Source organism: Acidovorax sp. BoFeN1 (assembly GCF_003345135.1).
GTDB classification, from domain to species: domain Bacteria; phylum Pseudomonadota; class Gammaproteobacteria; order Burkholderiales; family Burkholderiaceae_C; genus Acidovorax; species Acidovorax defluvii.
Map to the genome: position 1 here is coordinate 23,396 of NZ_QOZT01000019.1, position 26,972 is coordinate 50,367.

General features: G+C 59.5%; 26 protein-coding genes and 1 tRNA gene. 1 reads left to right on the forward strand and 26 read right to left on the reverse strand.

The window, feature by feature from the left end:
- Window positions 1-19 precede the first annotated feature (19 nt).
- From DTW89_RS06905 to DTW89_RS06915, 3 genes are read right to left on the reverse strand one after another with little or no spacing between them, the layout of a single operon-like run.
- Entirely contained in the window at window positions 20-1,219 is a 1,200-nt protein-coding gene (locus tag DTW89_RS06905; RefSeq protein WP_111865405.1) for an ABC transporter substrate-binding protein, read from the reverse strand.
- Between the two features lie 60 nt (window positions 1,220-1,279).
- Window positions 1,280-2,005 carry an ABC transporter ATP-binding protein gene (locus tag DTW89_RS06910; protein ID WP_114655401.1) on the reverse strand — a complete coding sequence of 242 codons (726 nt, stop codon included), beginning with the start codon at window positions 2,003-2,005 and terminating at the stop codon, window positions 1,280-1,282.
- Window position 2,006: 1 nt separating this feature from the next.
- Window positions 2,007-2,777 (reverse strand): ABC transporter ATP-binding protein, encoded by a 771-nt coding sequence (locus DTW89_RS06915; RefSeq protein ID WP_111865408.1) that lies wholly within the window; start codon window positions 2,775-2,777, stop codon window positions 2,007-2,009.
- A gap of 419 nt (window positions 2,778-3,196) precedes the next feature.
- On the opposite strand from DTW89_RS06915, the gene DTW89_RS06920 reads away from it, so the two are divergent.
- Complete coding sequence (locus DTW89_RS06920; RefSeq protein ID WP_114655402.1) at window positions 3,197-5,011, forward strand: ABC transporter transmembrane domain-containing protein; 1,815 nt, start codon at window positions 3,197-3,199, stop codon at window positions 5,009-5,011.
- 64 nt (window positions 5,012-5,075) lie between these two features.
- Here DTW89_RS06920 and DTW89_RS06925 read toward each other — a convergent pair whose 3' ends face one another.
- From DTW89_RS06925 to DTW89_RS07035, 23 genes are all read right to left on the reverse strand, one after another.
- A complete protein-coding gene (locus DTW89_RS06925; protein WP_024814487.1) occupies window positions 5,076-5,540 on the reverse strand; it encodes a DUF1178 family protein in 465 nt (154 codons plus the stop codon).
- A 24-nt stretch (window positions 5,541-5,564) separates the two neighbouring features.
- Window positions 5,565-5,870, reverse strand: a complete 306-nt coding sequence (locus DTW89_RS06930) for a DUF2818 family protein (RefSeq protein WP_024814486.1) — start codon at window positions 5,868-5,870, stop codon at window positions 5,565-5,567.
- Window positions 5,871-5,889: 19 nt separating this feature from the next.
- The gene (nuoN, locus tag DTW89_RS06935) at window positions 5,890-7,383 is read right to left on the reverse strand and encodes an NADH-quinone oxidoreductase subunit NuoN (protein WP_024814485.1); all 1,494 of its coding nucleotides are present in this window, start codon (window positions 7,381-7,383) and stop codon (window positions 5,890-5,892) included.
- Between the two features lie 24 nt (window positions 7,384-7,407).
- Window positions 7,408-8,883 carry an NADH-quinone oxidoreductase subunit M gene (locus tag DTW89_RS06940; RefSeq protein ID WP_114655403.1) on the reverse strand — a complete coding sequence of 492 codons (1,476 nt, stop codon included), beginning with the start codon at window positions 8,881-8,883 and terminating at the stop codon, window positions 7,408-7,410.
- Window positions 8,884-8,896: 13 nt separating this feature from the next.
- Entirely contained in the window at window positions 8,897-10,936 is a 2,040-nt protein-coding gene (nuoL, locus tag DTW89_RS06945) for an NADH-quinone oxidoreductase subunit L (protein ID WP_024814483.1), read from the reverse strand.
- 28 nt (window positions 10,937-10,964) lie between these two features.
- Window positions 10,965-11,273, reverse strand: a complete 309-nt coding sequence (nuoK, locus tag DTW89_RS06950) for an NADH-quinone oxidoreductase subunit NuoK (protein WP_024814482.1) — start codon at window positions 11,271-11,273, stop codon at window positions 10,965-10,967.
- On the reverse strand, window positions 11,270-11,938 hold the full coding sequence (locus DTW89_RS06955; RefSeq protein ID WP_114655404.1) for an NADH-quinone oxidoreductase subunit J: 669 nt from the start codon (window positions 11,936-11,938) through the stop codon (window positions 11,270-11,272). The genes nuoK and DTW89_RS06955 overlap by 4 nt, the downstream gene beginning before the upstream one ends.
- A gap of 52 nt (window positions 11,939-11,990) precedes the next feature.
- Window positions 11,991-12,503 carry an NADH-quinone oxidoreductase subunit NuoI gene (gene nuoI, locus DTW89_RS06960; RefSeq protein WP_024814480.1) on the reverse strand — a complete coding sequence of 171 codons (513 nt, stop codon included), beginning with the start codon at window positions 12,501-12,503 and terminating at the stop codon, window positions 11,991-11,993.
- Window positions 12,504-12,515: 12 nt separating this feature from the next.
- Window positions 12,516-13,598: an NADH-quinone oxidoreductase subunit NuoH gene (gene nuoH / locus DTW89_RS06965; RefSeq protein ID WP_024814479.1), complete on the reverse strand. Its 1,083-nt coding sequence runs from the start codon at window positions 13,596-13,598 to the stop codon at window positions 12,516-12,518.
- Entirely contained in the window at window positions 13,595-15,730 is a 2,136-nt protein-coding gene (gene nuoG / locus DTW89_RS06970; RefSeq protein ID WP_114655405.1) for an NADH-quinone oxidoreductase subunit NuoG, read from the reverse strand. Before nuoG ends, nuoH begins: the two co-directional genes overlap by 4 nt.
- A gap of 15 nt (window positions 15,731-15,745) precedes the next feature.
- Window positions 15,746-17,101 (reverse strand): NADH-quinone oxidoreductase subunit NuoF, encoded by a 1,356-nt coding sequence (gene nuoF / locus DTW89_RS06975; protein WP_114655406.1) that lies wholly within the window; start codon window positions 17,099-17,101, stop codon window positions 15,746-15,748.
- Complete coding sequence (gene nuoE / locus DTW89_RS06980; RefSeq protein ID WP_024814476.1) at window positions 17,098-17,589, reverse strand: NADH-quinone oxidoreductase subunit NuoE; 492 nt, start codon at window positions 17,587-17,589, stop codon at window positions 17,098-17,100. Before nuoE ends, nuoF begins: the two co-directional genes overlap by 4 nt.
- Entirely contained in the window at window positions 17,586-18,839 is a 1,254-nt protein-coding gene (locus DTW89_RS06985; RefSeq protein WP_024814475.1) for an NADH-quinone oxidoreductase subunit D, read from the reverse strand. Before DTW89_RS06985 ends, nuoE begins: the two co-directional genes overlap by 4 nt.
- Before the next feature lie 27 nt (window positions 18,840-18,866).
- Window positions 18,867-19,475, reverse strand: coding sequence for an NADH-quinone oxidoreductase subunit C (locus DTW89_RS06990; protein WP_114655417.1), 609 nt, complete (start codon window positions 19,473-19,475; stop codon window positions 18,867-18,869).
- Window positions 19,476-19,485: 10 nt separating this feature from the next.
- On the reverse strand, window positions 19,486-19,965 hold the full coding sequence (locus DTW89_RS06995; protein WP_007849129.1) for a NuoB/complex I 20 kDa subunit family protein: 480 nt from the start codon (window positions 19,963-19,965) through the stop codon (window positions 19,486-19,488).
- Window positions 19,966-19,990: 25 nt separating this feature from the next.
- The gene (locus tag DTW89_RS07000; RefSeq protein WP_114655407.1) at window positions 19,991-20,350 is read right to left on the reverse strand and encodes an NADH-quinone oxidoreductase subunit A; all 360 of its coding nucleotides are present in this window, start codon (window positions 20,348-20,350) and stop codon (window positions 19,991-19,993) included.
- Between the two features lie 73 nt (window positions 20,351-20,423).
- Window positions 20,424-20,508, reverse strand: a tRNA-Leu gene (locus tag DTW89_RS07005).
- 112 nt (window positions 20,509-20,620) lie between these two features.
- Complete coding sequence (gene secG, locus DTW89_RS07010) at window positions 20,621-21,007, reverse strand: preprotein translocase subunit SecG (RefSeq protein WP_114655408.1); 387 nt, start codon at window positions 21,005-21,007, stop codon at window positions 20,621-20,623.
- 41 nt (window positions 21,008-21,048) lie between these two features.
- Window positions 21,049-21,795, reverse strand: a complete 747-nt coding sequence (gene tpiA, locus DTW89_RS07015; protein WP_114655409.1) for a triose-phosphate isomerase — start codon at window positions 21,793-21,795, stop codon at window positions 21,049-21,051.
- Window positions 21,792-22,784 (reverse strand): NAD(P)H-quinone oxidoreductase, encoded by a 993-nt coding sequence (locus tag DTW89_RS07020; protein WP_114655410.1) that lies wholly within the window; start codon window positions 22,782-22,784, stop codon window positions 21,792-21,794. The genes tpiA and DTW89_RS07020 overlap by 4 nt, the downstream gene beginning before the upstream one ends.
- A gap of 91 nt (window positions 22,785-22,875) precedes the next feature.
- Window positions 22,876-25,134 (reverse strand): polyribonucleotide nucleotidyltransferase, encoded by a 2,259-nt coding sequence (gene pnp / locus DTW89_RS07025; RefSeq protein ID WP_114655411.1) that lies wholly within the window; start codon window positions 25,132-25,134, stop codon window positions 22,876-22,878.
- A gap of 208 nt (window positions 25,135-25,342) precedes the next feature.
- Window positions 25,343-25,609, reverse strand: coding sequence for a 30S ribosomal protein S15 (gene rpsO / locus DTW89_RS07030; RefSeq protein ID WP_005793232.1), 267 nt, complete (start codon window positions 25,607-25,609; stop codon window positions 25,343-25,345).
- A 112-nt stretch (window positions 25,610-25,721) separates the two neighbouring features.
- On the reverse strand, window positions 25,722-26,879 hold the full coding sequence (locus DTW89_RS07035) for a pyridoxal phosphate-dependent aminotransferase (RefSeq protein WP_114655412.1): 1,158 nt from the start codon (window positions 26,877-26,879) through the stop codon (window positions 25,722-25,724).
- Window positions 26,880-26,972: the final 93 nt, after the last annotated feature.

Below are 26,972 nucleotides of genomic sequence, written 5' to 3' on the forward strand. Positions count from 1 at the left end.
GAGAGTTCAGGTTAAAGGGTTATTTCCAGAGCGCGCACTTGCTGTCGGCCTTGGCGGTGAACACCTGGTCGCCCGGGATCTTCTTGACGATGTTCAGGTAGTCCCAGGGCTTCTTGGATTCAGCCAGCGACTTCACCTGTACCAGGTACATCTCGTGAACCATGCGGCCGTCCGGACGAATCACACCGCCCTTGGCGTAGAAGTCATTGATGGGCGTCTTCTTCAGGTATTCCATGACCTTGTCGGCATCCGTGCTCTTGACGGCGGCAACCGCCTTCAGATAGGTCATCGTGGCAGAGTAGTCTGCTGCCTGCACGTCGGTAGGCATGCGTTTCATCTTGGCAAAGTACTGGTTGGCAAATTTGCGCGAATCGTCGTCCTTGTCCCAGTACCAGCTCGTGGTGTGCAGCAGGCCTTCGGTGTTCTTGAGGCCCAGGCTGTGGATGTCGCTCAGGAAAACCAGCAGACCCGCGGTCTTCATGGTCTTATTGATGCCAAATTCCTTGGCGGCCTTGATGGCGTTGATGGTGTCGCCGCCCGCGTTGGCCAGCCCCAGGATCTGAGCTTTGGAGTTTTGTGCCTGAAGCAGGAACGAGGAGAAGTCGGATGCGTTGAGCGGGTGGCGCACGGCACCCGCCACGGTGCCGCCCTTGGCCTTGACCACTGCGGAGGTGTCGTTTTCCAGCGAATGACCGAACGCGTAGTCGGCGGTCAGGAAGAACCAGCTCTTGCCGCCGCTGTCCACCACGGCACCGCCCGTGCCCTTGGCCAGCGCGACCGTGTCGTAGGCGTAATGCACGGTGTAAGGAGTGCATTGCTCATTGGTCAATGCAGAGCTGCCGGCGCCGTTGTTGAAATAGACGCGCTTCTTTTCCTGGGCCACTTTGGCAGTCGCCAGTGCGGTGCCGGAATTGGTGCCACCGAACACCATCGTCACGCCTTGCGTATCGATCCATTCACGGGCTTTGGAGGCGGCGATATCGGCCTTGTTCTGGTGGTCGGCCGTGAGCAACTCGATCGGCTGCCCCAGCACCTTGCCACCGAAGTCATCGATGGCCATCTGGATGGCGGTGGCGCCGCCCTTGCCTTCGACGTCCGAATACAGGCTGGACATGTCGGTGATGAAGCCGATCTTGACCTTTTCCTGCGCCTGGACGGCCGAAGTGGCCAGACCGGCTGCGCCCAGCATCAATGCCAGTGCTTTGAGTTTGTATTTCATGAGTGTCTCCTGTTGTGGTGAGGGGGATTGCAAAAACACGGGAGGTGGCGGCCTGACCGGTCAGACGCCGAGAAGGTCGGTGAGCACCGGCATCTTTTCTTCGAGCTCGCTGGCGCCGAATTTCTCGACGATGCGGCCATGCTCCATCACATAAAAGCGGTCGGCCAGCGGTGCGGCAAAGCGGAAGTTCTGCTCGACCATCACCACCGTGTAACCACGCTCGCGCAGCATGATGATCATGCGGGCCAGCGCCTGCACGATGACCGGCGCCAGGCCTTCAGAGATTTCGTCGAGCAGCAGCAGCTTGGCGCCGGTGCGCAGGATGCGCGCAACGGCCAGCATCTGCTGCTCGCCGCCCGACAGGCGCGTGCCCTGGCTGTTGCGGCGTTCTGCCAGGTTGGGGAACATGGCGTAAATTTCGTCGAGCGACATGCCCTGCGTGCCGGTCTTGAGGACCGGCGGGAGCAGCAGGTTTTCTTCGCACGACAGGCTGGAGAAAATGCCCCGCTCTTCCGGGCAATAGCCCACGCCCAGGTGGGCGATGCGGTGCGTCGGCATGTGGATGGTCTCCACACCATTGATCTTCACAGAGCCCTTGCGGGCGCCGGTGAGGCCCATGACAGCCCGCATGGTGGTGGTGCGACCAGCGCCGTTGCGCCCGAGCAAGGTCACGACTTCGCCGGGCCGCACCATGATGTCCACGCCATGCAGCACATGCGACTCGCCGTACCAGGCTTCCAGATGGCTGATTTCCAGCGCAGGGGTGTTGGAGGCAGTGGTGGCCATTTCAGTGGGCTCCCTGCAGTTGGCCATCGGTCGTGCCCATGTAGGCTTCCATCACTTGGGGGTTATTCGAAACTTCGGCGTAAGGCCCTTCTGCCAGCACGGCACCACGCTGCAGCACGGTGATGCAATCGGCAATGGTGGACACCACTTTCATGTTGTGCTCGACCATCAGGATGGTCCGGCCAGCCGAGACCTTCTTGATGAGTTGCGTGACGCGGTCCACGTCCTCGTGACCCATGCCCTGCGTGGGTTCATCGAGCAGCATGAGCTCTGGCTCCATGGCCAGCGTGGTGGCGATTTCGAGGGCGCGCTTGCGGCCATAGGGCAGGTTCACCGTGAGTTCGTCGGCCAGGTCTTCCAGGCCCACTTCGGTGAGCAGCTCCATGGCGCGGGCATCGAGCTGGCGCAGGCTGCGCTCGCTGCGCCAGAAATGAAAGGCGGTGCCCAGCTTGCGCTGCAGCCCAATGCGCACGTTCTCCATCAGCGTCAGGTGCGGAAACACCGCTGATATCTGGAACGAACGGATCACGCCGCGGCGCGCGATCTCAGCGGGCTTTTCGCGCGTGATGTCCTGCCCGTTAAAACGGATCAGACCCGAGGTGGGCTCCAGAAATTTGGTGAGCAGGTTAAAGCAGGTGGTCTTGCCGGCGCCATTGGGTCCAATCAGGGCGTGGATGGAGCCACGGCGCACCGACAGGGTCACGTTGCTGACCGCGGTGAAGCCTTTGAACTCTTTGGTCAGGCTTTGTGTTTCAAGAATGACGTCGCTCATTGCGCCTTGATCGCTCCATGGGGATGCTGAGGAAAGAGCCTTGCCGCAAGGTCTCGGAAGATGCGTTTTGTTGAGTTGCATCGTAAGTCCCGGCATGGGCACGCAGGTACTGGGACAAATGCCTATGTATAAATGCCTACGTAAGAACGCCCACCCCACCGCGCCAACACGCGTTTGCGCAACGGGCGTCGCAATGGTCCGTGCGGAGCATTCAAGCGGGCGATGGCGCAGCTTCGGGTCACCAAATGGGGTGCGCCTGCGGCTTCGTTTTTTGTCGGGTGGACGGGGTGCATCCGGCACCACCGGCCGCGGCCGCCGCTATGCACCACCCGAGCTGCCACCACCGTGTAAAAGCACAGGGCCCAAAAGGCACGCGTGCCCACTGTCCACCACCCTTCGGGGCAGCCTACACTGCCCTGATGGCAACATCTTCTCCCCTGCGCGCGCGCGGCGCTCCGCGCTCTCTGTCTGGCCTGCTTCCTTTTTTGCGGCCCTACCGCGCCCAGATTGGTCTGTCGCTGATTTTTCTGGTGCTGGCGGCGGGGGCCACGTTGGCGTTTCCGCTGGCATTGCGCAATCTGATCGATGGAGGCCTGATGGCATCCGACCATAGCGACCAGACGATGGCGCTGCGCGGGCATTTTCTGGCACTGTTCGGCGTCGCCATCGCCCTGGGCATTTTTTCGGCGGCACGCTTTTACATGGTGAGCTGGCTGGGCGAACGAATCACCGTCGACCTGCGCAATGCCGTCTACAGCCATGTGCTGCGGCAAAGCCCGCAGTTCTTTGAAACCACGCAGACCGGAGAGGTTTTGTCGCGGCTGACAGCCGACACCACGCTCGTACAGACGGTGGTCGGTTCATCACTCTCCATGGGGCTGCGCAACGCCGTCATGGGAGTGGGCGCACTGGTGATGCTGGTGTGGACCAACCCGTACGTGATGGCGGTTGTCCTATTGGTGTTGGTACTGGTGGTTTTGCCCAGCATGTGGATAGGGCGGCGCGTACGGCGCCTCTCGCGCGACAGCCAGGACCGCGTGGCCGACTCCAGCGCCATCGCGGCCGAGGTGCTCAATGCCGTTCCAGTGGTGCAAAGCTACACGGCCGAAGCGCGTGAGTCGGCTCGCTTTGGCAAAGCCACCGAAAACGCCTTTCTGACCGCCATCCGGCGCACACGTGCGCGCGCTTTTCTTGTGGCGTTCATCATCATTGCCAACGCCGGCCTGCTGCTGTGGGGCCTCTACCGGGGAACCCAGGCTGTGCTGGACGGACAAATGACAGCGGGTCACCTGGGGCAGACCGTGGTGTATGTCATCTTGCTGGCTGGCGCAGTGGCGGTGCTCGGCGAGGTCTATGGCGACCTGCTGCGCGCCGCAGGCGCGACAGAACGCCTGATGGAACTGATAGCGAGTGAGTCCCCCGTGGCAGAGTCTCGGGCACCCCAACCGCTGCCCACGGGAAACCAAGGCCTTCGGGTGGACTTTGAAGCGGTTGATTTTCACTACCCGTCGCGGCCCGACCAACCGGCATTGCAAGGCTTCACGCTGCACCTGCAACCGGGAGAAACGATCGCGCTGGTCGGAGCCAGCGGTGCAGGAAAAACCACCGTTTTTCAACTGCTCCAACGCTTCTACGACGTAGACCAGCGTGCCAATGGCGCGTTGCAAGGCCGCATTGCTCTCAACGGCGTCGAAATCCGGCAGTTGGCACTGGAGGAGTTGCGCGCCAACATTGGTACCGTGCCCCAGGACGCCGTGATCTTTTCGGCTTCTGCTTTCGACAATATCCGGTATGGGTGCCCCAATGCATCTACCGATGAGGTGATCGCTGCTGCCAAGGCGGCCTTCGCCCACGACTTCATTGAAGCCCTGCCGGAGGGATACTCCACCTTTCTGGGAGAGCGGGGCGTGCGCCTTTCTGGCGGACAACGCCAGCGCATCTCCATTGCGCGCGCGATGCTGAAAAATCCTCCCCTGCTGCTACTGGATGAAGCCACCAGCGCGCTCGACGCGGAAAGCGAACGCATGGTGCAAGCCGCACTGGAGATGGCCATGCAGCGACACACCGGCCAGCGCACGACACTGGTGATTGCACACCGTCTCGCCACAGTTCAAAACGCTGACCGGATCGTCGTGCTGGAAAATGGACGCATCGTCGAACAGGGTACCCACGCCGTGCTGCTGACGCAGGGCGGTATCTATGCGCGTCTTGCTGCACTGCAATTCACCGTATGACCGACTCCGTAGTGACAGCAGTAAGATCGATGCGAAAGGGCCAGCGCAGCCGCACGGCGTGGCCTTATTGCAAGGTTTCTTTCGCTGCCTCTGGCAACAGGAGTGGCAGAACCGCAATGCCTTCATCGAGCAACTGCAGGGTCTCGTCGGGTGACGCCTGGCCCCGAATCGCCCGCTCTTCAACCTCTCCGCGGTGGATGCGCCTGGCTTCTTGCGCAAATTGTGGACCTACGTCTTCTGTGGTGGCCATGATCTTGCGCGCCAGCGACAACCATGCCGCCTGACGATCAGCGCCAGACGCGTCGACAGTGCTGCTTGCCACCGACGAATCCGCAACGACGGGTGTGGCAGTGGATTGCCGAGCACCCAGATTCAGCCTGGGCGCACTCAGTCTTTTGGAAATGTGGACGTCAGCGCACAACGGGCACTGCACGAGCGAATCGCGCAGCTGCCCCTGAAAATCTTCTTCCGAGGCGAACCACCCCTCAAATACGTGGCCCTGCTGACAATGCAGGTCAAGCACCTTCATGAAGGCAGTCTCTTTGAACCGTGGTCAATCGTGGCGACGCAGCAGATAGCGGTAAACAAAACCCGGAAATGCCAGCGTAAGAAACAAGGTTCCAGTAACGGCATAGAACTCCCACCCCTGTGGTGCAATCTGCCCGGCACGCCGTTCCAGCAGAAGGGCAATGCCGCCGACCAGAAAGTACAGCACCACCAGCTCAACAAGACGAACAATCAACGCCTTCTTGGTCTGGGCCAAGGGCCCGACCACCATCATCCGGTGGTTGATAAACGGCAGGTTGGCCGCGATGAACGCGGCCACGATGACAAGCCAGATCGATCCAGTTTGAGACACAGAAGTACTTTGATTGGGTTCAGGTGGCCAGGGCACGCACGATGGCATCTGCACACAGGGCCATCAAACCACCGGGCAACAAGCCGAGCACCAGCACCAGTGCACCGTTGACAGTCAACACCACGCGAACATCCAGGGGCGCAGACACGCTGGTTGCCGTCAGAGGGGCATCAAAATACATGACCTTCACGACGCGCAGGTAGTAGAAAGCGCCAATCAACGACATGAGGACAGCAAACACCGCCAACGCAATGTAAAGCCCCTGTCCGGACGCCACCAAGGCCTGCAAGACAGACAGCTTGGCATAGAAACCCACCAGCGGTGGAATGCCGGCCATGGAGAATAGGCAGACAGCCATCACGCCCGCATACAGGGGGCTGCGCTGATTGAGACCCGCCAGATCTGCGATTTCTTCGCTCTCAAAGCCTTCACGGGCCAGCAGCAAAATCACGCCGAACGCTGCCAGGGTTGTAAGGACATAGCTCACCACGTAGAACATGGCGGAGCTGTAGGCGCTCTCAACGGCAGCGGCATCCACATTGCCGTTGATGACACCCGACAACAGGCCCAGCAAGACAAAACCCATCTGAGAAATGGTGGAGTAAGCCAGCATGCGCTTCAGATTGGTCTGGGCAATGGCTGCAAGGTTACCCACCAGCAGCGAGCCAATGGCCAGCACTGCCAGCATCTGCTGCCAATCGATGGCCAGTGGTAACAAACCGTCCACCAAAAGCCGAATGGTGATTGCAAACGCAGCAAGCTTGGGTGCGCCACCAATCATCAGCGTGACTGCAGTGGGGGCACCTTGATAGACATCGGGAATCCACATGTGGAAAGGCACCACGCCCAGCTTGAAAGCCAGACCTGCCACCACGAAGACCAATCCAAACACCAGCACCTGGTGGCGGATCTGGCCAGAATTGACGGCCTTGAACACTTGCCCGATATCCAGGGATCCCGTGGCACCGTAAAGCATCGACAAACCATAAAGCAGGAACCCGCTTGCCATGGCCCCCAGCACAAAATACTTCATGGCAGCTTCCGTTGCCATGGCGTTGTCGCGACGCAATGCCACCAGCGTGTAGCTGGACAGGGTGAGCAGTTCCAAGCCCAGGTAAATCACGAGGAAGTTGTTACCGGAGATCATGATGAACATGCCCAGCAAAGCCAACATCGACAGGGTGAACAACTCGCCACCGCGCAGCATTCCACGATCGGCGGCATAAGGACGGCCGTAAACCAGCGTCACCATCACTGCCACAGTGGCGAAGCACTTGAGCCAGTTGCCCATCGCATCACTGACCACCATGTTGCCGAAACCATAGAACGTGTTTCCACTGCTGGCGTACACACCCTGCAGAACAGCAACCACTGCCAGCGTGAGCATGGTGAGCACATAGGTGCCGGTACGGCGAGGACTGTGAACCCCCAGGTCCACAAGCATGATCACGCAGGCCATGGCCAACAGCACGATCTCGGGGTAAATGGCAAGCCAGCTGATGTTGTCAATCATCTCGAATCTCTCAGTTCAGTCTGGTCAGTTCAGCTTGGACAGGGCCACATGCTTGAGCAACTCCGCCACGGAGGTGTCCATCACGTCGGTGAAGGGGCGTGGATAAAGGCCCATGGCCAGAACAGCCAAAGCCAGCAATGCCATCACCAAGAATTCACGGCTGTTGATGTCTTGCAGTGCCTTGACATGGTCGTTACCCACGGGACCCAGATAAACCCGTTTGAACATCCAAAGCGTGTAGGCTGCACCGAAAATCAGTGCTGTGGCAGCTGCAACACCAATCCAGAAGTTGGCCTTCACTGCGCCAAGGATCACCATCCACTCGCCCACAAACCCGGCGGTTCCTGGAAGCCCGCAGTTGGCCATGGCAAACAGCAAGGCAAATGCCGTGAAGTTGGGCATGGTATTGACCACGCCGCCATAGGCGGAGATTTCTCGCGAGTGCACTCGATCGTAAAGAACACCGATCGAAAGGAACATGGCACCGGAAACAAAGCCGTGCGCGATCATCTGCACCAGACCACCCGAAACACCCAGATCGTTGAAGATGAAAAAGCCGAGCGTCACAAAACCCATGTGTGCAACGGACGAATAAGCCACCAGCTTCTTCATGTCTTTCTGAACCATGGCCACCAGACCGACATAAATCACGGCCACCAGCGACAACGCGATCATCAACCACGCCCATTCCCGGGAAGCATCCGGGGCAATCGGCATCGAGAAGCGCAGGAAACCGTAGGCGCCCAGCTTAAGCATGATGGCCGCCAAGACAGCAGAACCGCCTGTGGGGGCTTCCACGTGCACATCAGGCAACCAGGTGTGCACAGGCCACATAGGCACTTTCACAGCAAAGGCCGCAAAGAATGCGAAGAAAAGCATCGTCTGCGCCGTGGAGCTGAGGGGCAACTTGTGCCACGCCGCAATATCAAAACTGCCACCCGACTGGTTGTACAGAAAGATGAGCGCAATCAGCATCAGCAGCGAGCCGAGCAGCGTGTACAAGAAAAACTTGAAGGCCGCGTAAATCTTGTTAGGCCCGCCCCAGATACCAATGATCAGGTACATCGGAATCAGGGTTGCCTCAAAAAACACATAGAACAGCAGGCCGTCGAGTGCACAGAACACACCAATCATCAATCCTGAAAGGATCAGAAAGGCACCCATGTACTGGTTGACCCGCTCAGTAATCGACTCCCAGGAAGCGATCACCACAATGACCGTGATGAAGGCGGTGAGGGGCACAAACCAGAAGGAAAGGCCGTCCACACCCAGGTGGTAGTGGACGTTAAAACGTTCAATCCACGTGGTCTTCTCTACAAACTGCATGGCAGCAGTGCCCAGCTTGAAGCCGTCATACAGAGGCAGCGTTACCAACAAGCCGATGACAGCGCCAATCAGGGCGATCCAGCGGACAGCACGGGAATGTTCATCCCGACCCACCGCCAGCAGCAGAACACCAAAAACGATTGGCGTCCAGATTGCAAGACTCAACAAACCCATTTTGTTCTTTTCCTTATTTGATGAGCTGCAGGAAATAGTCGCGCCAGACAAACCAGGTCATCAGCGCAAACACCCCCAGAATCATCACGAGGGCATAGTGGAAGATGAAACCCGTCTGCATCCACCGCACCACACTGGAAACCCAGCGAACCAGCTTCCATGAACCGTTGACCATGGCACCGTCGATGATGGCCTGATCTCCCACCTTCCAAAGACCGGTGCCCAAGGCACGTGCACCACGCGCAAGGATGTTTTCGTTGATCCAGTCCAGGTAGTATTTGTTTTCCAACAACGCATACAGGGGCTGCACTCGCGCCTTGATGGCCGTTGGCAATGCGGGATTGACCATGTACATGTAATAGGACAGCCCAACACCCGCCAACGCCAGCCAGAACGGCGCTGTCTGCAGCCCATGCAGGGCCATGCCCATGGGACCGTGGAAGATCTCGGCCAGCTTGGCCATCGCGGGATGCTTGACTGCATCCACAAAAATCACATCCTTGAAAAAATCTCCAAACAGCATCGGCTGGATGAACATGAAGCCCACCACGACTGAAGGAATCGCCAGCAAAACCAGGGGCACGGTAACCACCCATGGCGATTCGTGCGGTTCATGGTGGTCATCATGACCGTGGCCATGGTCGCCCGCATGGTGTGCGTCTGGATTCTGGTCATAGCGTTCTTTGCCGTGAAAAACCAGAAAGTACATGCGGAACGAGTAAAACGCCGTGATGAACACCCCGGCCAACACCGCAAAGTGTGCAAAACCTGCAGCCGGAAGTTGACTGAAGTGAACAGCCTCAATGATGCTGTCCTTGGAGTAGAACCCCGAGAACAGAGGTGTGCCGATCAGTGCCAAAGAGCCGAGCAACGAGGTAATCCAGGTAATGGGCATGTACTTGCGCACGCCCCCCATCCAGCGGATGTCCTGGTTGTGGTGCATGCCCATGATGACCGAACCAGCACCAAGGAACAAAAGCGCCTTGAAAAATGCGTGGGTCATCAAGTGGAACACCGCCACAGAGTAAGCCGATGCCCCCAGGGCCACCGTCATGTAACCGAGCTGCGACAAGGTGGAGTAAGCCACCACACGCTTGATGTCATTCTGAATGATGCCCAGAAAGCCCATGAAGAGCGCAGTGATCGCACCAATCACCAAAATGAAGTTGAGTGCCGTATCCGACAGCTCGAACAGCGGCGACATGCGGGCCACCATGAAAATGCCGGCCGTCACCATGGTCGCCGCGTGAATCAAGGCGGAGATGGGAGTTGGGCCTTCCATGGAATCAGGCAACCACACATGCAGAGGGAACTGGGCGCTTTTACCCATTGCGCCGATGAACAGGCAGATGCAGATGACCGTAATTAGCATCCAGTCGGTGCCGGGGAACGCAAGCCCGCCCAGCTCGGCGGTCTTGCCAAACACCTCGGCGTAATTGAGCGTGCCAGCGTAGGCCGCGATCAGGCCAATGCCGAGGATGAAACCGAAGTCACCCACGCGATTGACCAGAAAGGCCTTCATGTTGGCGAAGATGGCAGAGGGCTTATTGAACCAGAAGCCGATCAGCAGATAGGAAACCAGGCCCACCGCTTCCCAGCCAAAGAATAGCTGCAGCAAGTTGTTGCTCATGACGAGCATGAGCATGGAGAACGTGAACAGCGAGATGTAGGCAAAGAAACGGTTGTAGCCGTCATCCTCTTCCATGTAGCCAATGGTGTAGATGTGCACCATGAGCGACACAAAAGTGACTACCACCATCATCATGGCTGTAAGGCTGTCCACCAGGAAGCCCACCTCCATCTTGAGGCCTCCTACGACCATCCAGGTGTACAGCGTCTCATTGAAGCGCGCACCATCCAGTGCCACGCTCTTGAGCGTCATGGCAGACAGGATGAATGCAACCAACACGCCCAGGATGGTCAGCGTGTGGCTGAGGCGACGACCAATCCAGTTGCCGCCAAACGTGGTACCAAATATACCGGCCAGCAATGCGCCTGCCAGCGGTGCCAAAGGAACCGCCAAAAGCGTTGAAGCAGAGAGGGTTTGACTCATTCTTGAGAACCTTGGGAATGTGGGCGACTCAACCCTTGAGGGTGTTGAGATCTTCCGCGTTGATGCTGGAGTTATTGCGGAACAGCAGCACCAGAATGGCCAGACCAATGGCCGACTCGGCAGCCGCCACTGTCAGGATGAAGAACACGAAAACCTGACCGTGCATATCGCCAAGATAGTGCGAAAACGCCACGAAATTCATGTTGACCGCCAACAGCATCAACTCAATCGCCATCAGCAAGACAATCAGATTCTTGCGATTCAGGAAAATACCGATCACTGCAAGGGCGAACAGCATGGCGCCCAGTGAAAGAAAATGGCCCAGCGTCAATGTCATGCTTTTTTCTCCTCGCCCGCAGGCTCGCTGGCGACTTCCGGGCCAGGCTTCTGGGTTGCCGTCAGCTTGACCACTTGCAGACGATCACGCGCCCGCACCCTGACCTGCATCGAGGGGTCGATCGCCTTGGTGTCCTTGCGTTGGCGCAGCGTCAAAGCAATGGCGGCAACCATGGCCACGAGCAAAATGACAGCGGCAATTTCCACGGGATACAAATATTCCGTGTAGAGCAATTTGCCAAGCGCCTTCGCGTTGGAGTAAGGGACCACCTGCCCCGCGGCATCCAGCACCACCGCTGCAGCCTTGGGTTCGTCCATACCACGGAACCCTCCGATGACCACCGCTGCCATTTCCAGGGCGATCACGGCACCGACAAAGGCGGCCAGTGGAAAATGCTTCCAAAACCCCTTGCGGATCGTGTCGATGTGTATGTCGAGCATCATCACTACGAACAGGAACAGCACCATGACTGCGCCCAGATACACAAGGACCAGCACGATGGCAAGGAACTCCGCCTTGAGCAGCAACCAGATTGCCGCAGCCTGCGAGAAGGCAAGGATGAGGTGCAGCACCGCATGCACTGGATTGCGCGCAGTAATCACCCGGAAGGCTGCAAACAGCAGCACTACCGAGAAGAGATAGAAAAAACCAGTCTTGGCGTCCATGAATCGGGTCTTTGTATAAAGTCTGGCCTAAGGGATTCGCAGCAGTAGCGCGTTAACGGTACTTGGCGTCAGCGGCCTTGGCCGCAGCAATTTCACCCTCGTAGCGGTCACCCACCGCCAAAAGCATGTCTTTGGTGAAATACAGGTCGCCGCGCTTCTCGCCGTGGTATTCGAGGATGTGCGTCTCAACAATCGAATCCACCGGGCAACTCTCTTCGCAAAAGCCGCAGAAGATGCACTTGGTCAGATCAATGTCATAGCGCGTGGTGCGGCGTGACCCATCGTCACGGACATCGGATTCGATGGTGATGGCCATCGCAGGGCAAACGGCTTCGCACAGCTTGCAGGCAATGCAACGCTCTTCACCGTTGTCATAGCGACGCAACGCGTGCAACCCCCGAAACCGTGGTGACAAGGGCGTCTTTTCCTCAGGGAACTGCACCGTCACCTTACGGCGAAAGGCATAGCGCCCAGTCAGGGCCATGCCCTTGAGCAGCTCCACGAGCATGAAGCTCTTGAGAAAGTCTTTGAACGAAAAAGGTGCAGCAGCAGCAACAGCAGTCATTTGTGTCCCCGCTTATTTCCAGATATTCCAAGGCGAGAGCAACCACCCGCCAACAATGAGCAACCACACCAGCGTGACCGGAATAAAGATCTTCCAGCCCAGACGCATGATCTGGTCGTAACGGAAGCGGGGGAAAGTCGCCCGGATCCAGATAAACATCGACACCACCACAAAGGTTTTGAGGCCCAGCCAGATCCAGCCCGGAATCCAGTTGAACAATGCGCTGTCGATTGGCGAGAGCCAGCCCCCCAGGAACATCAGCGCAGCCAGGATGGACACCAGCCACATGCTGGCGTATTCGGCAAGGAAGAAGATGGCAAACCCCATGCCGGAGTACTCCACCATGTGCCCGGCAACAATCTCGGCTTCGCCCTCGACAACGTCGAAGGGATGGCGGTTGGTTTCTGCCACACCAGAAATCAGGTACACGAGGAAAATCGGCAGCAATGGCAACCAGTTCCAAGACAGAAAGACCAGTCCCTTGTCGGCTGCCATGCCACGCCCCTGCCCCATCACGATCTCCGTGAGGTTCATGCTGCCAGACACCATGATTACCACCAGGAAGCAGAACCCCATGGCAATTTCGTAGCTGACCATCTGCGCGGAAGCTCGCAAGGCGCCCAGAAATGCGTACTTGGAGTTGGATGCCCATCCAGCGATGATCACGCCGTAGACTTCAATGGACGTGATGGCCATCACCAGCAGCAAACCCGCGTTCACATTGGCCAACGCAACATCCGGGCCAAAAGGAATCGCAACCCAGGCCGCCAATGCGGGCATGATCGCCATGACCGGCCCCAGCACAAACAAACCCTTGCTGGCAGCGGTAGGCTGGATGATTTCCTTGGTCAGCAGCTTGAGCGCATCCGCAATGGGCTGCAGCAAGCCCATGGGACCGACACGATTCGGACCATGGCGAACCTGCATGAAACCCAGCAATTTGCGCTCCCAAAGTGTCAGGTAGGCAACAGCCCCCATCAACGGCGCCAGGATGACAACAATCTTCAAAAGAATCCAGAGAACCGGCCAGACGATGGCTGTCCACCAGCCGTAGCTCAACAGATTCAGACCTGCGTTGTGGATAGCATCAATCACGCCGCGGCTCCTTCCTGCGTGCGACGGGCATCCGCCGTCAGTTGCAATGAAGTGGCCCGACGCACGATTCCATCCAGCTGGTAGATGGATGCCACTGCCGGCTCACCGGTCGCAGGACTTGCCGCCTGTGGCAGCAAAGCTTGGGCGTTACTCAGCTGTACGGACGAAACTTCAGCGATGCCACCCGCCGGTGTGTTGGTTGCCCGGGCCAGTACATCCTGAGATGTCTCGAAATCAAAGCCCGGAACATTCAAAAGGTTGGCGAGCACTCGCAACACCTTCCAGGCAGGCCGGGTTTCACCCAACGGCCGGACGACCGCATGGAAACTCTGCAACCGGCCTTCGGCATTCACAAAACTGCCCGAGGTTTCAGTAAACGGGGCAATTGGCAGCAGTACGTCGCTGAAAGCCATGTTGGCCTTGAAGGGACTCAGGGTGACAACCATGTCGGTATTGGCAAGCGCCTGACAGGCCGCCTCACCGCCAGCAGAGTCAAAGGCAGGTTCCGTGTTCAAAAGAATGGCGGCCTTGAGGCTCCCTGCGAGCATCTGACCTGCATTGTGGCCGCCATTGACGGGCACTGCGCCAGCGTACTGTGCACCGACCGTATTGGCAGCCTCGGTCAGATAGCCCACCGTGGCACCGGTGTGCTCTCCGATCCACTGCGCCAGTGCCAGTAAACGGCTGGCATGCGCATGGTGGGCGGCTGCGTTACCGAGCAATATTGCCTTGCGTTCGCCGCCCAGCAGCGAGCGAGCAATAGCCAAGGCAGAATCGCCCACCTGAACCGTGTCGTCAGTAGCCTGCACGCCCTTTTCCTGGGCGACCGCTGCGGCTACGCCGGCCAGCGCCTGCTCCCATGCGCCAGACGCCAGCACCAAAGAGTGCGCGACAGGCATGGCCCAGTCAAAAACTTCTGAATTGACAGCGCTGACAGCACAACCATGGCGCGCTGCCTGACGAATCCGCTGTGCAAACAGCGGGTGGTCCTTGCGCAGATTGGAGCCCACCACCAGCACACGCTGCAAGGTGGACAAAGACGCAATCGACGTTCCCAGCCAGCGAATCCCGGAGGGAGCGGGGAATTCGGCATTGCGAAGTCGATAGTCAATGTTTTCACTACCTAGCCCACGCACCAGTGCGCCGGCCAGATAGATTTCTTCGAGAGTGCTGTGCGGACTGACCAAAGCACCAATGGCGCCAGCACCGTGGTCGTTGCGAACGCATCGCAACCCATTGGCAACGTACTCCAGTGCCGTCTGCCAGTCCACTTCGCGCCATGTTCCGCCCTGCTTGAGCATGGGCTGGGTCAGGCGCTCGTCGCTGTTGAGTGCTTCATACGAAAAACGGTCGCGGTCTGCAATCCAGCATTCGTTGACTGCCTCATTTTCAAAAGGCACGACACGCATGACCTTGTGATTCTTGACCTGGACAATCAGATTGGCGCCTGTGGAATCGTGCGGGCTGACCGACTTGCGGCGTGAGAGCTCCCATGTGCGGGCGCTGTAGCGGAACGGCTTGCTGGTCAACGCACCTACCGGGCAGATGTCGATCATGTTGCCCGAGAGCTCGGAGTCGATCGTTTCCCCCGTCACGGTGGTGATCTCGGCGTGCTCGCCGCGATGAATCATGCCCAGTTCCATCACGCCGGCCACTTCCTGGCCAAAGCGCACGCAACGTGTGCAGTGGATACAACGCGACATCTCTTGCATAGAGATCAGCGGGCCCACATCTTTAACTGGTACTACGCGCTTTTCTTCTTCGTAGCGGGACGACGATGCTCCGTAGCCCACCGCCAGATCCTGCAACTGACACTCACCCCCCTGGTCACAGATGGGGCAATCCAGCGGATGGTTGATGAGCAAAAATTCCATGACCGACTTTTGCGCCTGAATGGCCTTGTCGGTCTTGGTTCGCACCACCATACCCTGCGTGACTGGCGTGGCACATGCGGGCATGGGCTTGGGCGCCTTTTCAACGTCCACCAGGCACATGCGGCAACTGGCCGCAATCGAGAGCTTCTTGTGGTAGCAGAAGTGGGGTATGTAGGTGCCGGCCTTTTCGGCAGCATGCATCACCATGGAACCCTCGGTGACTTCTACCTTCTGACCGTCCAGTTCAATTTCAACCATATGCTTTTCTCGCGATCAGGCAGAGGGTGCAGCCTGAGGGGTCTTGTTCCGGATCAACGCTTCGAACTCGGGACGGAAGTGCTTGATCATGGCGCGTACGGGCATCGCTGCCGCGTCGCCCAGGGCGCAGATGGTGCGCCCCATGATGTTGCTGGCAACGGAATCCAGCACATCCATGTCGGCGGGACGCCCGTCGCCGCGGTGAATGCGGTCCACCAGGCGCCAGAGCCAACCCGTACCTTCCCGGCAAGGGGTGCACTGCCCACACGACTCATGCATGTAGAAATATGACAGGCGCTTGAGCGACTCCACCATGCAGCGCGAGTCGTCCATCACGATCACCGCCCCAGAACCCAGCATGGAACCGGCCTTGGCAATCGAGTCGTAGTCCATGGTGCATTCCATGATGATGGATGCCGGCAAAACGGGAGACGAAGAACCACCAGGAATCACCGCCTTGAGCTGGCGACCCGTGCGCACACCGCCAGCCAGCTCAAGCAGCTTGGCAAACGGCGTGCCCATGGGCACCTCGTAGTTGCCGGGCCGTTCCACATCGCCACTGACCGAAAAGATCTTGGTGCCACCGTTGTTGGGCTTGCCGCACGCCAGGTAGGCAGCTCCGCCGTTGCGGATGATCCAAGGCACCGCAGCGAACGTCTCGGTGTTGTTAATGGTCGTAGGCTTGCCGTACAGGCCAAAACTGGCCGGAAACGGCGGCTTGAATCGTGGCTGGCCTTTCTTGCCTTCCAGGGATTCGAGCAGGGCGGTTTCCTCGCCGCAGATGTAGGCACCAAAACCGTGGTGCGCATGCAGCTGAAAGCTGAAGCTGCTGCCCAGAATGCCATTGCCCAGGTAGCCTGCCGCACGGGCCTCTTCCAGAGCCGCCTCAAAGCGCTCGTACGTCTGGAAGATTTCGCCGTGAATGTAGTTGTAGCCCACGCTGATACCCATCGCGTAAGCAGCAATGATCATGCCCTCAATCACGATGTGCGGGTTGTACATCAGGATGTCGCGATCCTTGCATGTACCCGGCTCACCCTCGTCAGAGTTGCACACGAGGTATTTTTGCCCCGGGAACTGCCGGGGCATGAAGCTCCACTTCAATCCCGTGGGAAACCCTGCACCGCCGCGCCCCCGAAGTCCGGACTCCTTGACGGTCGCAATCACCTGATCCTGCGTCAGACCTTCGCCGCCATTCGCGCCCAAAATGGTGCGCAGGGCTTGGTATCCGCCACGGGCTTCATAGTCCTTGATGCCCCAGTTGGAACCATTCAGGTCGACATAAATCTGCGGCGCGATATGCCGGTCATGGAAGCAGGTTTCGACACCTGCTGCCTGAAATTGTGCAAGCACCTGGGCAGCTGTAGTCATTGCTTTGCCTCCGCCGCACGCAGGTTGTCCACCAGCTGGTCGAGCTTGTCGTTGCCCATGAAGCTGCACATGCTGCGATCGTTCACCAGCATCACGGGTGCATCGGCACAGGCGCCAAGGCACTCGCACTGCTGCAGGGTGAACATGCCGTCTGGCGTCGTTTCGCCCATGGAAATACCCAGCTTGTGCTCAAGATGCTCCAGCGCCTTGCCACCATCACGCAAGAGGCATGGCAGATTGGTACAAACGTTCAGCTTGTATTTGCCCACCGCTTGCTGGTTGTACATGTTGTAGAACGTGGTGACTTCGTGCACGGCGATCTGCGGCATACCAAGATATTCGGCAATGCCGGCTTCGCTGGCCTCGCTCACGTATCCCTGTTCCTGCTGCACGATGGCAAGGCAGGCCATCACGGCAGATTGCTTCTGCTCGGCCGGGTACTTGGCTACTTCGCGCGCAAATCGCGCTTTGGTCGCTTCGGTAATCATCGATCAATCTCTCCGAACACGATATCCATGGTGCCGATGATGGCAACCACGTCGGCCAGCATGTGGCCACGGGCCATTTCGTCCAGCGTGGCCAGATGCGCGAAGCCAGGGGCACGGATCTTCAGTCGATACGGCTTGTTGGCTCCGTCGCTCACCAGATAGATACCGAACTCTCCCTTGGGATGCTCGACCGCAGCATAGGCCTCGCCTTCGGGAACATGGAAGCCCTCGGTGAACAACTTGAAGTGGTGGATCAGCTCTTCCATGTTGGACTTCATGGACTCGCGATCGGGGGGGGCGATCTTGTGGTTGTCCGTAATCACCGGGCCCGGATTGACGCGCAGCCAGTCGACGCACTGCTTGATGATGCGATTGGACTCGCGCATTTCCTGCATGCGGACCAGATACCGGTCGTAGCAGTCGCCGGTTTTGCCAACCGGAACATCAAAGTCCATTCGGTCGTACACATCGTACGGCTGGGTCTTGCGCAAGTCCCACGCAATGCCCGAGCCCCGCAGCATGGGCCCGGTCATACCCAGGTTCAGCGCGCGCTCGGGTGGGACCACACCAATGCCCACGGTGCGCTGCTTCCAGATGCGGTTATCGGTGAGCAGGGTTTCATACTCATCCATACAGCCCGGAAAGCGCTGCGTGAAGTCGTCAATGAAATCCAGCAACGAACCTTTGCGATTGTGGTTCATCGCCTCAAGCGCCTTGGCATTCTTGATCTTGCTGACCTTGTACTGCGGCATGCTGTCCGGCAGATCGCGGTACACACCACCAGGACGGAAGTAGGCCGCATGCATGCGCGCGCCCGACACTGCTTCGTACATGTCGAACAGGTCTTCGCGCTCGCGGAAGGTGTAGATCAGGATGGTGGAGCTGCCGCAGTCGTTGCCGTGCGAACCGAGCCACATGAGGTGATTGAGCAGGCGCGTGATTTCAGCAAACATCACCCGGATGTATTGCGCACGCAGCGGCACCTCGATGCCCAGCAGCTTTTCAATTGCCAGGCAATAGGCATGCTCGTTGCACATCATCGAGACGTAATCGAGCCGGTCCATATAGGGAAGCGACTGGATATAGGTCTTGTGCTCGGCCAGCTTTTCGGTGGCGCGATGAAGCAGACCAACGTGCGGGTCGGCGCGCTGCACCACTTCGCCGTCCAGCTCCAGCACCAAGCGCAACACACCGTGCGCGGCCGGGTGCTGCGGACCAAAGTTCAGGGAATAGTTCTTGATTTCCGCCATGATGGATCACATGAGTCGCCCAGCGGCTCAGTGCAGGCCTCCGTACTTGTCTTCGCGAATGATGCGGGGCGTGATTTCTCGCGGCTCGATGGAAACTGGCTCATAAACCACTCGCCGCTGCTCGGCGTCGTAGCGCATCTCCACATGTCCGGACAGCGGGAAATCCTTGCGGAAGGGATGACCAATAAACCCGTAGTCGGTCAGGATGCGGCGCAAATCGTTGTGACCATCGAAAACGATACCAAACAGGTCGAACGCCTCGCGCTCAAACCAGTTGGCCGAATTCCACAACTCGGTGACCGAGGCCACCACCGGAAAATCATCGTCCGGGCAGAACACCTTGACGCGCACGCGCTGGTTGAGACTGACAGACAGCAGATGCGACACCACACAATAGCGCGCACCTTCGTTCACGGCATCTGCGTAGGCCGAGTAATCCACCCCGCAAAGGTCGATCAGCTGCTCAAAACGGCAGCCATCGGCATCGCGCAACACACGCATGGCATCCAGGTAATCAGCAGCGGCAACCACCACGGTCACCTCTTCCAGAGCCACCGTGATCTGCCGCACCTTGGCACCCAGCGCCGCAGCAATGTTGTCTTTGAGTTTTTCAGGCCGAATGGCAACTGCAGTCATCATCAACCCTTCAGACACGAGCAATGGTGTTGGTGCGGCGAATCTTCTGCTGCAACTGGATGATCCCGTAGATCAACGCTTCGGCCGTGGGTGGGCAGCCAGGCACATACACATCGACCGGCACGATACGGTCGCAGCCACGCACCACGGAATAACTGTAGTGGTAGTAACCACCGCCATTGGCGCACGACCCCATCGACAGCACCCACCGGGGCTCCGACATCTGGTCATATACCTTGCGCAGGGCAGGAGCCATCTTGTTGCACAGGGTGCCCGCCACAATCATCAGATCGGACTGGCGCGGGCTGGCGCGAAACACCTCGGCGCCAAAACGACCAATGTCGTAGCGCGCAGCGGCCGCGTGCATCATCTCGACCGCACAGCACGCCAAACCAAAGGTCATGGGCCACAGGGATCCGGTCTTGGCCCAGTTCACCACAGAGTCGTAACTCGTGGTGATGAAGCCTTCCTTCATCACGCCTTCAATCATTGCATCAGTCCTTGTTGCAGCCCGTTCATTCCCAATTCAGGGCGCCTTTTTTCCACTCGTAGGCAAAACCCACGACAAGGATGGTGAGGAAGATCACCACGGCCACAAAGCCGGTCACCCCCACCTCCTGCAGCGAGACAGCCCAGGGGAAAAGAAAGGCGATTTCCAGATCGAACAGAATGAAAAGAATGGCCACGAGGTAATAGCGCACATCGAACTTCATGCGCGCATCTTCGAAGGCTTCAAACCCACATTCGTAAGGGGAATTTTTTGCGGCGTCCGGGCGATTGGGGCCCAGCACATATCCTAGAACCAGCGGCACTATACCTACAGCAATGCCAACCAGGATAAACAAGAGGACGGGGAGGTACTGTTCGAGATTCATCTGGAGGATGTGCTCACCGCTGTGGCCTAGCCTGCAAGAACCCTGGCCGGGTCATACAGGCTGGCCTATGTTTTGGTGCCGTCGGCGAGACTCGAACTCGCACAGCTTTCGCCACTACCCCCTCAAGATAGCGTGTCTACCAATTTCACCACGACGGCTGTTTTTTATCTGGATGGCATGAGGAACCTTGCGGTTTTGGCTTCCCAGACAATCCGGGATTCTACTCCGGAAAAACCCTTCCCCAGAGCCTGAAACCCAATTTAGTGCAGATTATTTCGTCGGGATCTGACCGGCACCCGAAGCAGCAGCCGCAGGTGCGGGCACCGCTGCGTTAGAACCAGCATCTGCAGGCCCATTTACCGGCGCAGCGGGAGCCACAGCGGCTGGCGTTTCCAGCACGCTGCCCGAACCGGTGGGGCGCGCGTTGCCAAAATAGGCCAGCGCCAGAGTTGCCACAAAAAACACCGTTGCCAGCACGCCCGTGGTGCGCGAAAGAAAGTTGGCACTGCCACTGGCGCCAAACAGGCTACCCGAACTGCCACTGCCAAACGCTGCCCCCATGTCTGCGCCCTTCCCATGCTGAACCAGGATCAGGCCAATCATGCCCAGAGCCGTCAGCATCTGCACACCCAAAATCACATTTACAAGCACGCTCATTCTCTGTTTACTCCTAATTTGATAGCTTGAAGCGCACGCCCTTATTGGGCTGCGGCAATAATTTGCAAAAAGTCTTGGGCTTTCAAGGCCGCGCCGCCAACCAAGCCACCGTCGATGTCCGGTTGTGCCAGCAATTGCGCGGCGTTGGCGGCGTTCATGCTGCCGCCATACAGCAGGCGAATCCGGTCGGCGTGTTCACTGGCTGCTGCCAGCTGGGCACGCAAAACGGCATGCACTTGCTGGGCCTGCTCTGGCGACGCCGTGCGCCCTGTTCCAATGGCCCAGACGGGTTCATACGCCACCACGATCTCGCTGATGCAATGGCCATTGAGATGAATCACCGCCGCCAACTGGCGCTTGACGACCACCTCGGTCTGCCCGGCTTCGTGCTCGGCCAGGGTTTCGCCCACACACACGATGGGCGTGATGCCCTGCGCCAGCGCCCGTTGCGCCTTGACGGCCACCACGGTATCGCTCTCGCCATGGTACTGGCGCCGCTCCGAGTGCCCCACCAGCACATAACGCACGCCAAACTCCTTGAGCATGGCGGCCGACGTTTCGCCTGTGTAGGCGCCCGCCTCATGCACCGAAACATCCTGCGCGGCCAGCGCCAGCGCAGACCCCGCCACGATGCCCGCCACCTGGGCAAGATACGGCGCCGGCACGGCCACCGCCACATCACAGACGGGTTGCTGCCCCATGCCGGTGACAAGGGCCCGCACCAGTGCCTCGTTGGCAGCCAGGCTGCCGTTCATCTTCCAGTTTCCAGCGATGAGTTTCTTTTTCATGATGACCACGTCAAAACAATCTTGCCTGTGTGCTGGTTGGATTCCATCAGCGCATGGGCCTGCGCCGCATCCACCGCCGCGAAAGTGCGATAGATGACGGGACGAACCGTGCCCGCCGCGATCAGGGGCCAGACATGCTCACGCAGCGCACGCGCGATGGCTCCCTTGAACGCCACCGGGCGTGGACGCAGGGTCGAGCCCGTAATGGTCAGCCGACGCCGCAGCACCAAGCCCGCATTGAGGGCACTCTTGACCCCGCCCTGCACGGCGATGATGACAAGGCGGCCATCTTCGGCCAGGCACTCCACCTCGCGCGCCACATAGTCGCCAGCAACCATGTCGAGCACCACATCCACGCCTTTGCCGGCAGTGATGCGTTTTGCTTCCTCGACAAAATCCTGGGTCTTGTAGTTGATGGCGTGGTGCGCGCCCAGTGCCAGGCAGGCTGCACATTTTTCATCGCTGCCCGCCGTCACGATCACCGTGGCACCCATAGCGCGCGCCAACTGAATGGCGGTAACGCCAATGCCGCTGGTGCCGCCCTGCACCAGCAGGGTTTCGCCTGCCTGCAGGCGACCCCGGTCAAACACATTGCTCCACACCGTGAAGAAGGTTTCGGGCAGAGATGCCGCCTCAATGTCGGAAAGCCCCGCGGGCACTGGAAGGCACTGCTCGACAGGCGCCACGCACCACTCGGCGTAGCCGCCACCAGCCACCAGCGCGCAAACGCGGTCGCCCACCTGCAAGCCGGCGCGCAACAGGGCCGCCGCATCGCCGCTTTCGACAACACCCGCCACCTCCAGCCCCGGCAGATCGGTGGCGCCAGGTGGAGGCGCGTAATGCCCCAGGCGTTGCAGCACATCGGGCCGATTGATACCGCTCGCACTGACGCGAATCAGCAACTCGCCCTCCCCCGCCTGGGGCTTGGGGCGCTCGCCCAGGCGCAGCACATCGGCGGCGCCAAAGGCAGTGATTTCTACAGCGCGCATACAGGAATCCTTCGCACGTCAATCTGAATGATTTTGGCCGCTAGCGCTTGATGGATAAGCGCCAGCAGCTCTCATATCAATAGCAGATCAATCAACCGTTCAACTGGCCTGCGCTGCCTTCGGAAGGCACCGCTTGCTGCTGCTGTTGCTGCTGATCGGCGGACTGGCGATCACGACCGCTGTCACGGCGCTCGCCACCGCGATCGCCACCACGGTCACCACGCTCAGCCGGTGCTGGACGATCGCTGCCGCCAGCGGGACGCTCGGCCAGGGCCTTCATGGACAGCTTGACGCGGCCCTTTTCGTCGGTTTCCATGACCTTGACCTTGACGATCTGGCCTTCGGTCAGGTAGTCGCCCACGCGCTCGACACGCTCGTGCGCGATCTGGCTGATGTGCAGCAGGCCGTCCTTGCCGGGCAGCAGGTTGATGAGGGCGCCGAAGTCCAGGATCTTGGTGACCGGGCCTTCGTAGATCTTGCCGATTTCGACTTCGGCCGTGATCTGCTCGATGCGGCGCTTGGCTTCGTCGGCCTTGGCGTTGTCGGTGGCGGCGATGGTGATGGTGCCGTCTTCCTCGATGTTGATCTGGCAACCGGTTTCTTCGGTCAGCGCACGGATCACGGCGCCGCCCTTGCCGATCACGTCACGGATCTTCTCGGGGTTGATCTTCATGGTGTACAGCTTGGGCGCGAAGTTGCTCACTTCGGTCTTGGCTTCGCCCATGGCTTCCTGCATCTTGCCCAGGATGTGAATGCGCGCTTCCTTGGCCTGTGCCAGGGCAACCTGCATGATTTCCTTGGTGATGCCCTGGATCTTGATGTCCATCTGCAGCGCCGTGATACCGGCGGTGGTGCCCGCCACCTTGAAGTCCATGTCGCCCAGGTGATCTTCATCGCCCAGGATGTCGGTCAGCACGGCAAAACGGTTGTCTTCCTTGATCAGGCCCATGGCGATACCGGCCACATGCGCCTTCATGGGCACGCCAGCGTCCATCATGGACAGGCAGCCGCCGCAGACCGAAGCCATCGACGACGAGCCATTGGACTCGGTGATTTCCGACACCACGCGCATGGTGTAGGGGAATTCTTCCTTGGTTGGCAACACCGCCACCAGAGCACGCTTGGCCAGACGGCCGTGGCCGATTTCGCGGCGCTTGGTGCTGCCCATGCGACCCACTTCGCCCGTGGCAAAGGGAGGCATGTTGTAGTGCATCATGAAGCGGTCTTCATACTCGCCTGCCAGCGCATCAATGCGCTGTGCATCGCGCTCGGTGCCCAGCGTGGTCACCACCAGCGCTTGGGTTTCGCCACGCGTGAACAGCGACGAGCCGTGCGCGCGGGGCAGCACGCTGCTGCGGATCTCAATAGGGCGCACGGTGCGCGTGTCGCGGCCGTCGATGCGGGGCTCACCGGCCAGGATCTGGCTGCGCACAATGCGTGCCTCGATGTCGAACAGCATGCCTTCGACCTTGACGCTGTCGAATGCAACGCCGTCTTCCTTCAGGTCGGCCATGACCACGGCATAGGCTTCGCGGCAAGCGTGCGTGCGGGCCTGCTTGTTGCGGATCTGGTAGGCAGCGCGCAGCTTGTCTTCGGCCAGGGCCGTCACCTTGGCGATGAGCGACTCGTCCTTGGCGGGCGCCTTCCAGTCCCACATGGGCTTGCCAGCCTCACGCACCAGATCATGAATGGCATTGATGGCCACATTGCCCTGCTGGTGACCAAACACCACGGCACCCAGCATGACTTCTTCGGACAGTTGCTGCGCCTCGGATTCGACCATCAGCACAGCCGCTTCGGTGCCGGCGACGACCAGATCCATCTGCGAGCTCTTGCGCGCCGTCTGGCCGGGGTTGAGCACATATTCGCCGTTGATATAGCCCACGCGCGCAGCGCCAATCGGGCCACTGAACGGAATGCCCGAGATGGCCAGCGCAGCGCTGGTGGCAATCAGGGCGGCAATGTCGGCATCGACTTCAGGGTTCAGCGACACCGTGTGGATGACCACATGCACGTCGTTGTAGAAACCTTCGGGGAACAGCGGGCGGATCGGGCGGTCGATCAGGCGGCTGGTGAGGGTTTCGTGCTCGCTGGGCTTGGCTTCGCGCTTGAAAAAGCTGCCGGGAATCTTGCCTGCAGCGTAGGTCTTCTCGATGTAATCCACCGTCAGCGGGAAGAAGTCTTGCCCCGCCTTGGCTACCTTGGACGCCACCACCGTGGCCAGCACCACGGTGTCGTCGATGTTCACCAGCACGGCGCCGCCGGCCTGGCGGGCGATTTCGCCCGTTTCCATGATGACGGTCTTGTCACCCCATTGGAAAGTCTTGGTGATTTTGTTGAAAATGCTCATGTTCAGCTCCTGTTTTAATAGCTGGCAGCGCTCTGCCAGATTGGCTTGGAGGGCAATTCAGAACACGATGCCATTCCAGTGAACTTGCCTGCCACCAGTGTGGGATCAAGGCCATTGGAATGACACAGCTTCGCTCTGTTTTGCGGCTCCGAAGTAAAAAACGCCTGAGCTAGCGGACTAACCCAGGCGTTTTGACATGCAAATCAGATTACTTGCGCAGACCCAGCTTGGCGATCAGTGCGGTGTAACGGTCGGCGTCCTTGGCCTTGAGGTAGTCCAGCAGCTTGCGACGACGGCTCACCATGCGCAGCAGGCCGCGGCGACCGTGGTGGTCCTTGGCGTGCGTCTTGAAGTGAGGGGTCAGTTCGTTGATGCGGGCCGTCAGCAGGGCCACTTGCACTTCTGGGCTGCCCGTGTCGTTGGCAGCGCGTGCATTGGCCTTGACAACTTCGGCCTTGATAGAGGATGCGATCATTGATTTTTCCTTGATGGAGACCGGCAGCAATGCCGCAGGTCAATAGTTTTTACTTGCGCCAGCGGCTGGAACGGCCATTGGCGTGCGTCTTGCACCGTGCAAAACCCGCAAATTATAACCCGAGCCAGTTTTTTAGCCGCCCCACCCCCTGCACCAGGCGCTGCGGGTCTTTGGAGGCAAAGCACCAGCGCAGCCAGCCCTGCGCCTCATCGCCAAAGGCATTGCCGGGCGCCAGGCCCAGCCCCGCCTCAGCCACCAGGCGTTTGGCGGTGGTCAGCGAATCACCATGCCCCGGCAGGCGAAAGAACGCATACATGCCACCGCGCGCGCTGGCCACCTCTACGCCGGGCAGCGCCTGCAACAGCGGCACCAGGGTGTCGCGGCACTGCTGCAGGTGCGCCACCACACGCGGCGTGATCTCGTCGGAATGCTGCAAGGCGGCAATGCCCGCCCGCTGTGCGAACACGCTGGTGCACGATGTATTGAACTCCACCAGCTTGCCCATGTGGTGCGTCATTGATGGCGGCATCACCAGCCAGCCCAGTCGCCAGCCCGTCATCAAGAAACTTTTGGAAAAGCTGTGCACCACCACCAGGCGATCTTCGGGCTCGGCAATGTCCAAAAAACTGGGCGCACAGCCGTTGGCGGTGGGCTCGTAATACAGGCGCTCATACACCTCGTCGGCCAGGATCCAGGTGCCTGTGGCGCGGCAATGCGCCCATATGGTTTGTTGCTCCTGCGCGGTTAGCGTCCAGCCCGTGGGGTTGTTGGGCGCGTTCACCACCAGCAACCGCGTGGCCGGGGTGATGGCCGCCAGCAACTCGGGCATGTCCAGCGCCCAGGCGCCGCCCGGCTGTGGGCGCAACGACACGCAGCGCAATTTTGCCCCCATGATCAAGGGCTGCGCCGTCAGGTTGGGCCACACCGGCGTGATGGCGACCACCTCATCGCCCGCATCCACCAGCGCCTGCACCGCCAGCATCAGCGCATTGACGCCGCCCGAAGTGATGGCAATGCGGTCAGCGCCCACGGGCCGGTGCAACCGGCTGGTGTAGGCCGCCACTTCGGCGCGCAACTCGGGCAAGCCCAGGTTGTGCGCATAAAACGTTTCGCCGCGCTGCAGCGAGTCGATAGCCGCCTGGCGCACCACATCGGGCGTGCCCTCATCACTCTCGCCAAACCAGAAGGCCAGCACATCGCTGCGCCCCAAGCCAACATTGGCAACTTCACGGATACGGGATTCTTCGAGGTTCAGGACAGCTTGGCGCATGGCACGATGGGCGTGGAAAATGACAAGCCGCATCGTACGGGATGCCGCCACAACCCGCCCAGCCAACCCGCCCGCCATGGAGCACTCATGCAC

What these genes read in the sequence shown, in the direction of transcription:
- DTW89_RS06905 (WP_111865405.1), bottom strand. Translation starts at nt 1,219, where the DNA reads ATGAAATACAAACTCAAAGCACTGGCATTGATGCTGGGCGCAGCCGGT.
- DTW89_RS06910 (WP_114655401.1), bottom strand. Translation starts at nt 2,005, where the DNA reads ATGGCCACCACTGCCTCCAACACCCCTGCGCTGGAAATCAGCCATCTG.
- DTW89_RS06915 (WP_111865408.1), bottom strand. Translation starts at nt 2,777, where the DNA reads ATGAGCGACGTCATTCTTGAAACACAAAGCCTGACCAAAGAGTTCAAA.
- DTW89_RS06920 (WP_114655402.1), top strand. Translation starts at nt 3,197, where the DNA reads ATGGCAACATCTTCTCCCCTGCGCGCGCGCGGCGCTCCGCGCTCTCTG.
- DTW89_RS06925 (WP_024814487.1), bottom strand. Translation starts at nt 5,540, where the DNA reads ATGAAGGTGCTTGACCTGCATTGTCAGCAGGGCCACGTATTTGAGGGG.
- nuoN (WP_024814485.1), bottom strand. Translation starts at nt 7,383, where the DNA reads ATGATTGACAACATCAGCTGGCTTGCCATTTACCCCGAGATCGTGCTG.
- DTW89_RS06940 (WP_114655403.1), bottom strand. Translation starts at nt 8,883, where the DNA reads ATGGGTTTGTTGAGTCTTGCAATCTGGACGCCAATCGTTTTTGGTGTT.
- nuoL (WP_024814483.1), bottom strand. Translation starts at nt 10,936, where the DNA reads ATGAGTCAAACCCTCTCTGCTTCAACGCTTTTGGCGGTTCCTTTGGCA.
- nuoK (WP_024814482.1), bottom strand. Translation starts at nt 11,273, where the DNA reads ATGACATTGACGCTGGGCCATTTTCTTTCACTGGGCGCCATGCTGTTC.
- DTW89_RS06955 (WP_114655404.1), bottom strand. Translation starts at nt 11,938, where the DNA reads ATGGACGCCAAGACTGGTTTTTTCTATCTCTTCTCGGTAGTGCTGCTG.
- nuoI (WP_024814480.1), bottom strand. Translation starts at nt 12,503, where the DNA reads ATGACTGCTGTTGCTGCTGCTGCACCTTTTTCGTTCAAAGACTTTCTC.
- nuoG (WP_114655405.1), bottom strand. Translation starts at nt 15,730, where the DNA reads ATGGTTGAAATTGAACTGGACGGTCAGAAGGTAGAAGTCACCGAGGGT.
- nuoF (WP_114655406.1), bottom strand. Translation starts at nt 17,101, where the DNA reads ATGACTACAGCTGCCCAGGTGCTTGCACAATTTCAGGCAGCAGGTGTC.
- nuoE (WP_024814476.1), bottom strand. Translation starts at nt 17,589, where the DNA reads ATGATTACCGAAGCGACCAAAGCGCGATTTGCGCGCGAAGTAGCCAAG.
- DTW89_RS06985 (WP_024814475.1), bottom strand. Translation starts at nt 18,839, where the DNA reads ATGGCGGAAATCAAGAACTATTCCCTGAACTTTGGTCCGCAGCACCCG.
- DTW89_RS06990 (WP_114655417.1), bottom strand. Translation starts at nt 19,475, where the DNA reads ATGACTGCAGTTGCCATTCGGCCTGAAAAACTCAAAGACAACATTGCT.
- DTW89_RS06995 (WP_007849129.1), bottom strand. Translation starts at nt 19,965, where the DNA reads ATGATTGAAGGCGTGATGAAGGAAGGCTTCATCACCACGAGTTACGAC.
- DTW89_RS07000 (WP_114655407.1), bottom strand. Translation starts at nt 20,350, where the DNA reads ATGAATCTCGAACAGTACCTCCCCGTCCTCTTGTTTATCCTGGTTGGC.
- secG (WP_114655408.1), bottom strand. Translation starts at nt 21,007, where the DNA reads ATGAGCGTGCTTGTAAATGTGATTTTGGGTGTGCAGATGCTGACGGCT.
- tpiA (WP_114655409.1), bottom strand. Translation starts at nt 21,795, where the DNA reads ATGAAAAAGAAACTCATCGCTGGAAACTGGAAGATGAACGGCAGCCTG.
- DTW89_RS07020 (WP_114655410.1), bottom strand. Translation starts at nt 22,784, where the DNA reads ATGCGCGCTGTAGAAATCACTGCCTTTGGCGCCGCCGATGTGCTGCGC.
- pnp (WP_114655411.1), bottom strand. Translation starts at nt 25,134, where the DNA reads ATGAGCATTTTCAACAAAATCACCAAGACTTTCCAATGGGGTGACAAG.
- rpsO (WP_005793232.1), bottom strand. Translation starts at nt 25,609, where the DNA reads ATGATCGCATCCTCTATCAAGGCCGAAGTTGTCAAGGCCAATGCACGC.
- DTW89_RS07035 (WP_114655412.1), bottom strand. Translation starts at nt 26,879, where the DNA reads ATGCGCCAAGCTGTCCTGAACCTCGAAGAATCCCGTATCCGTGAAGTT.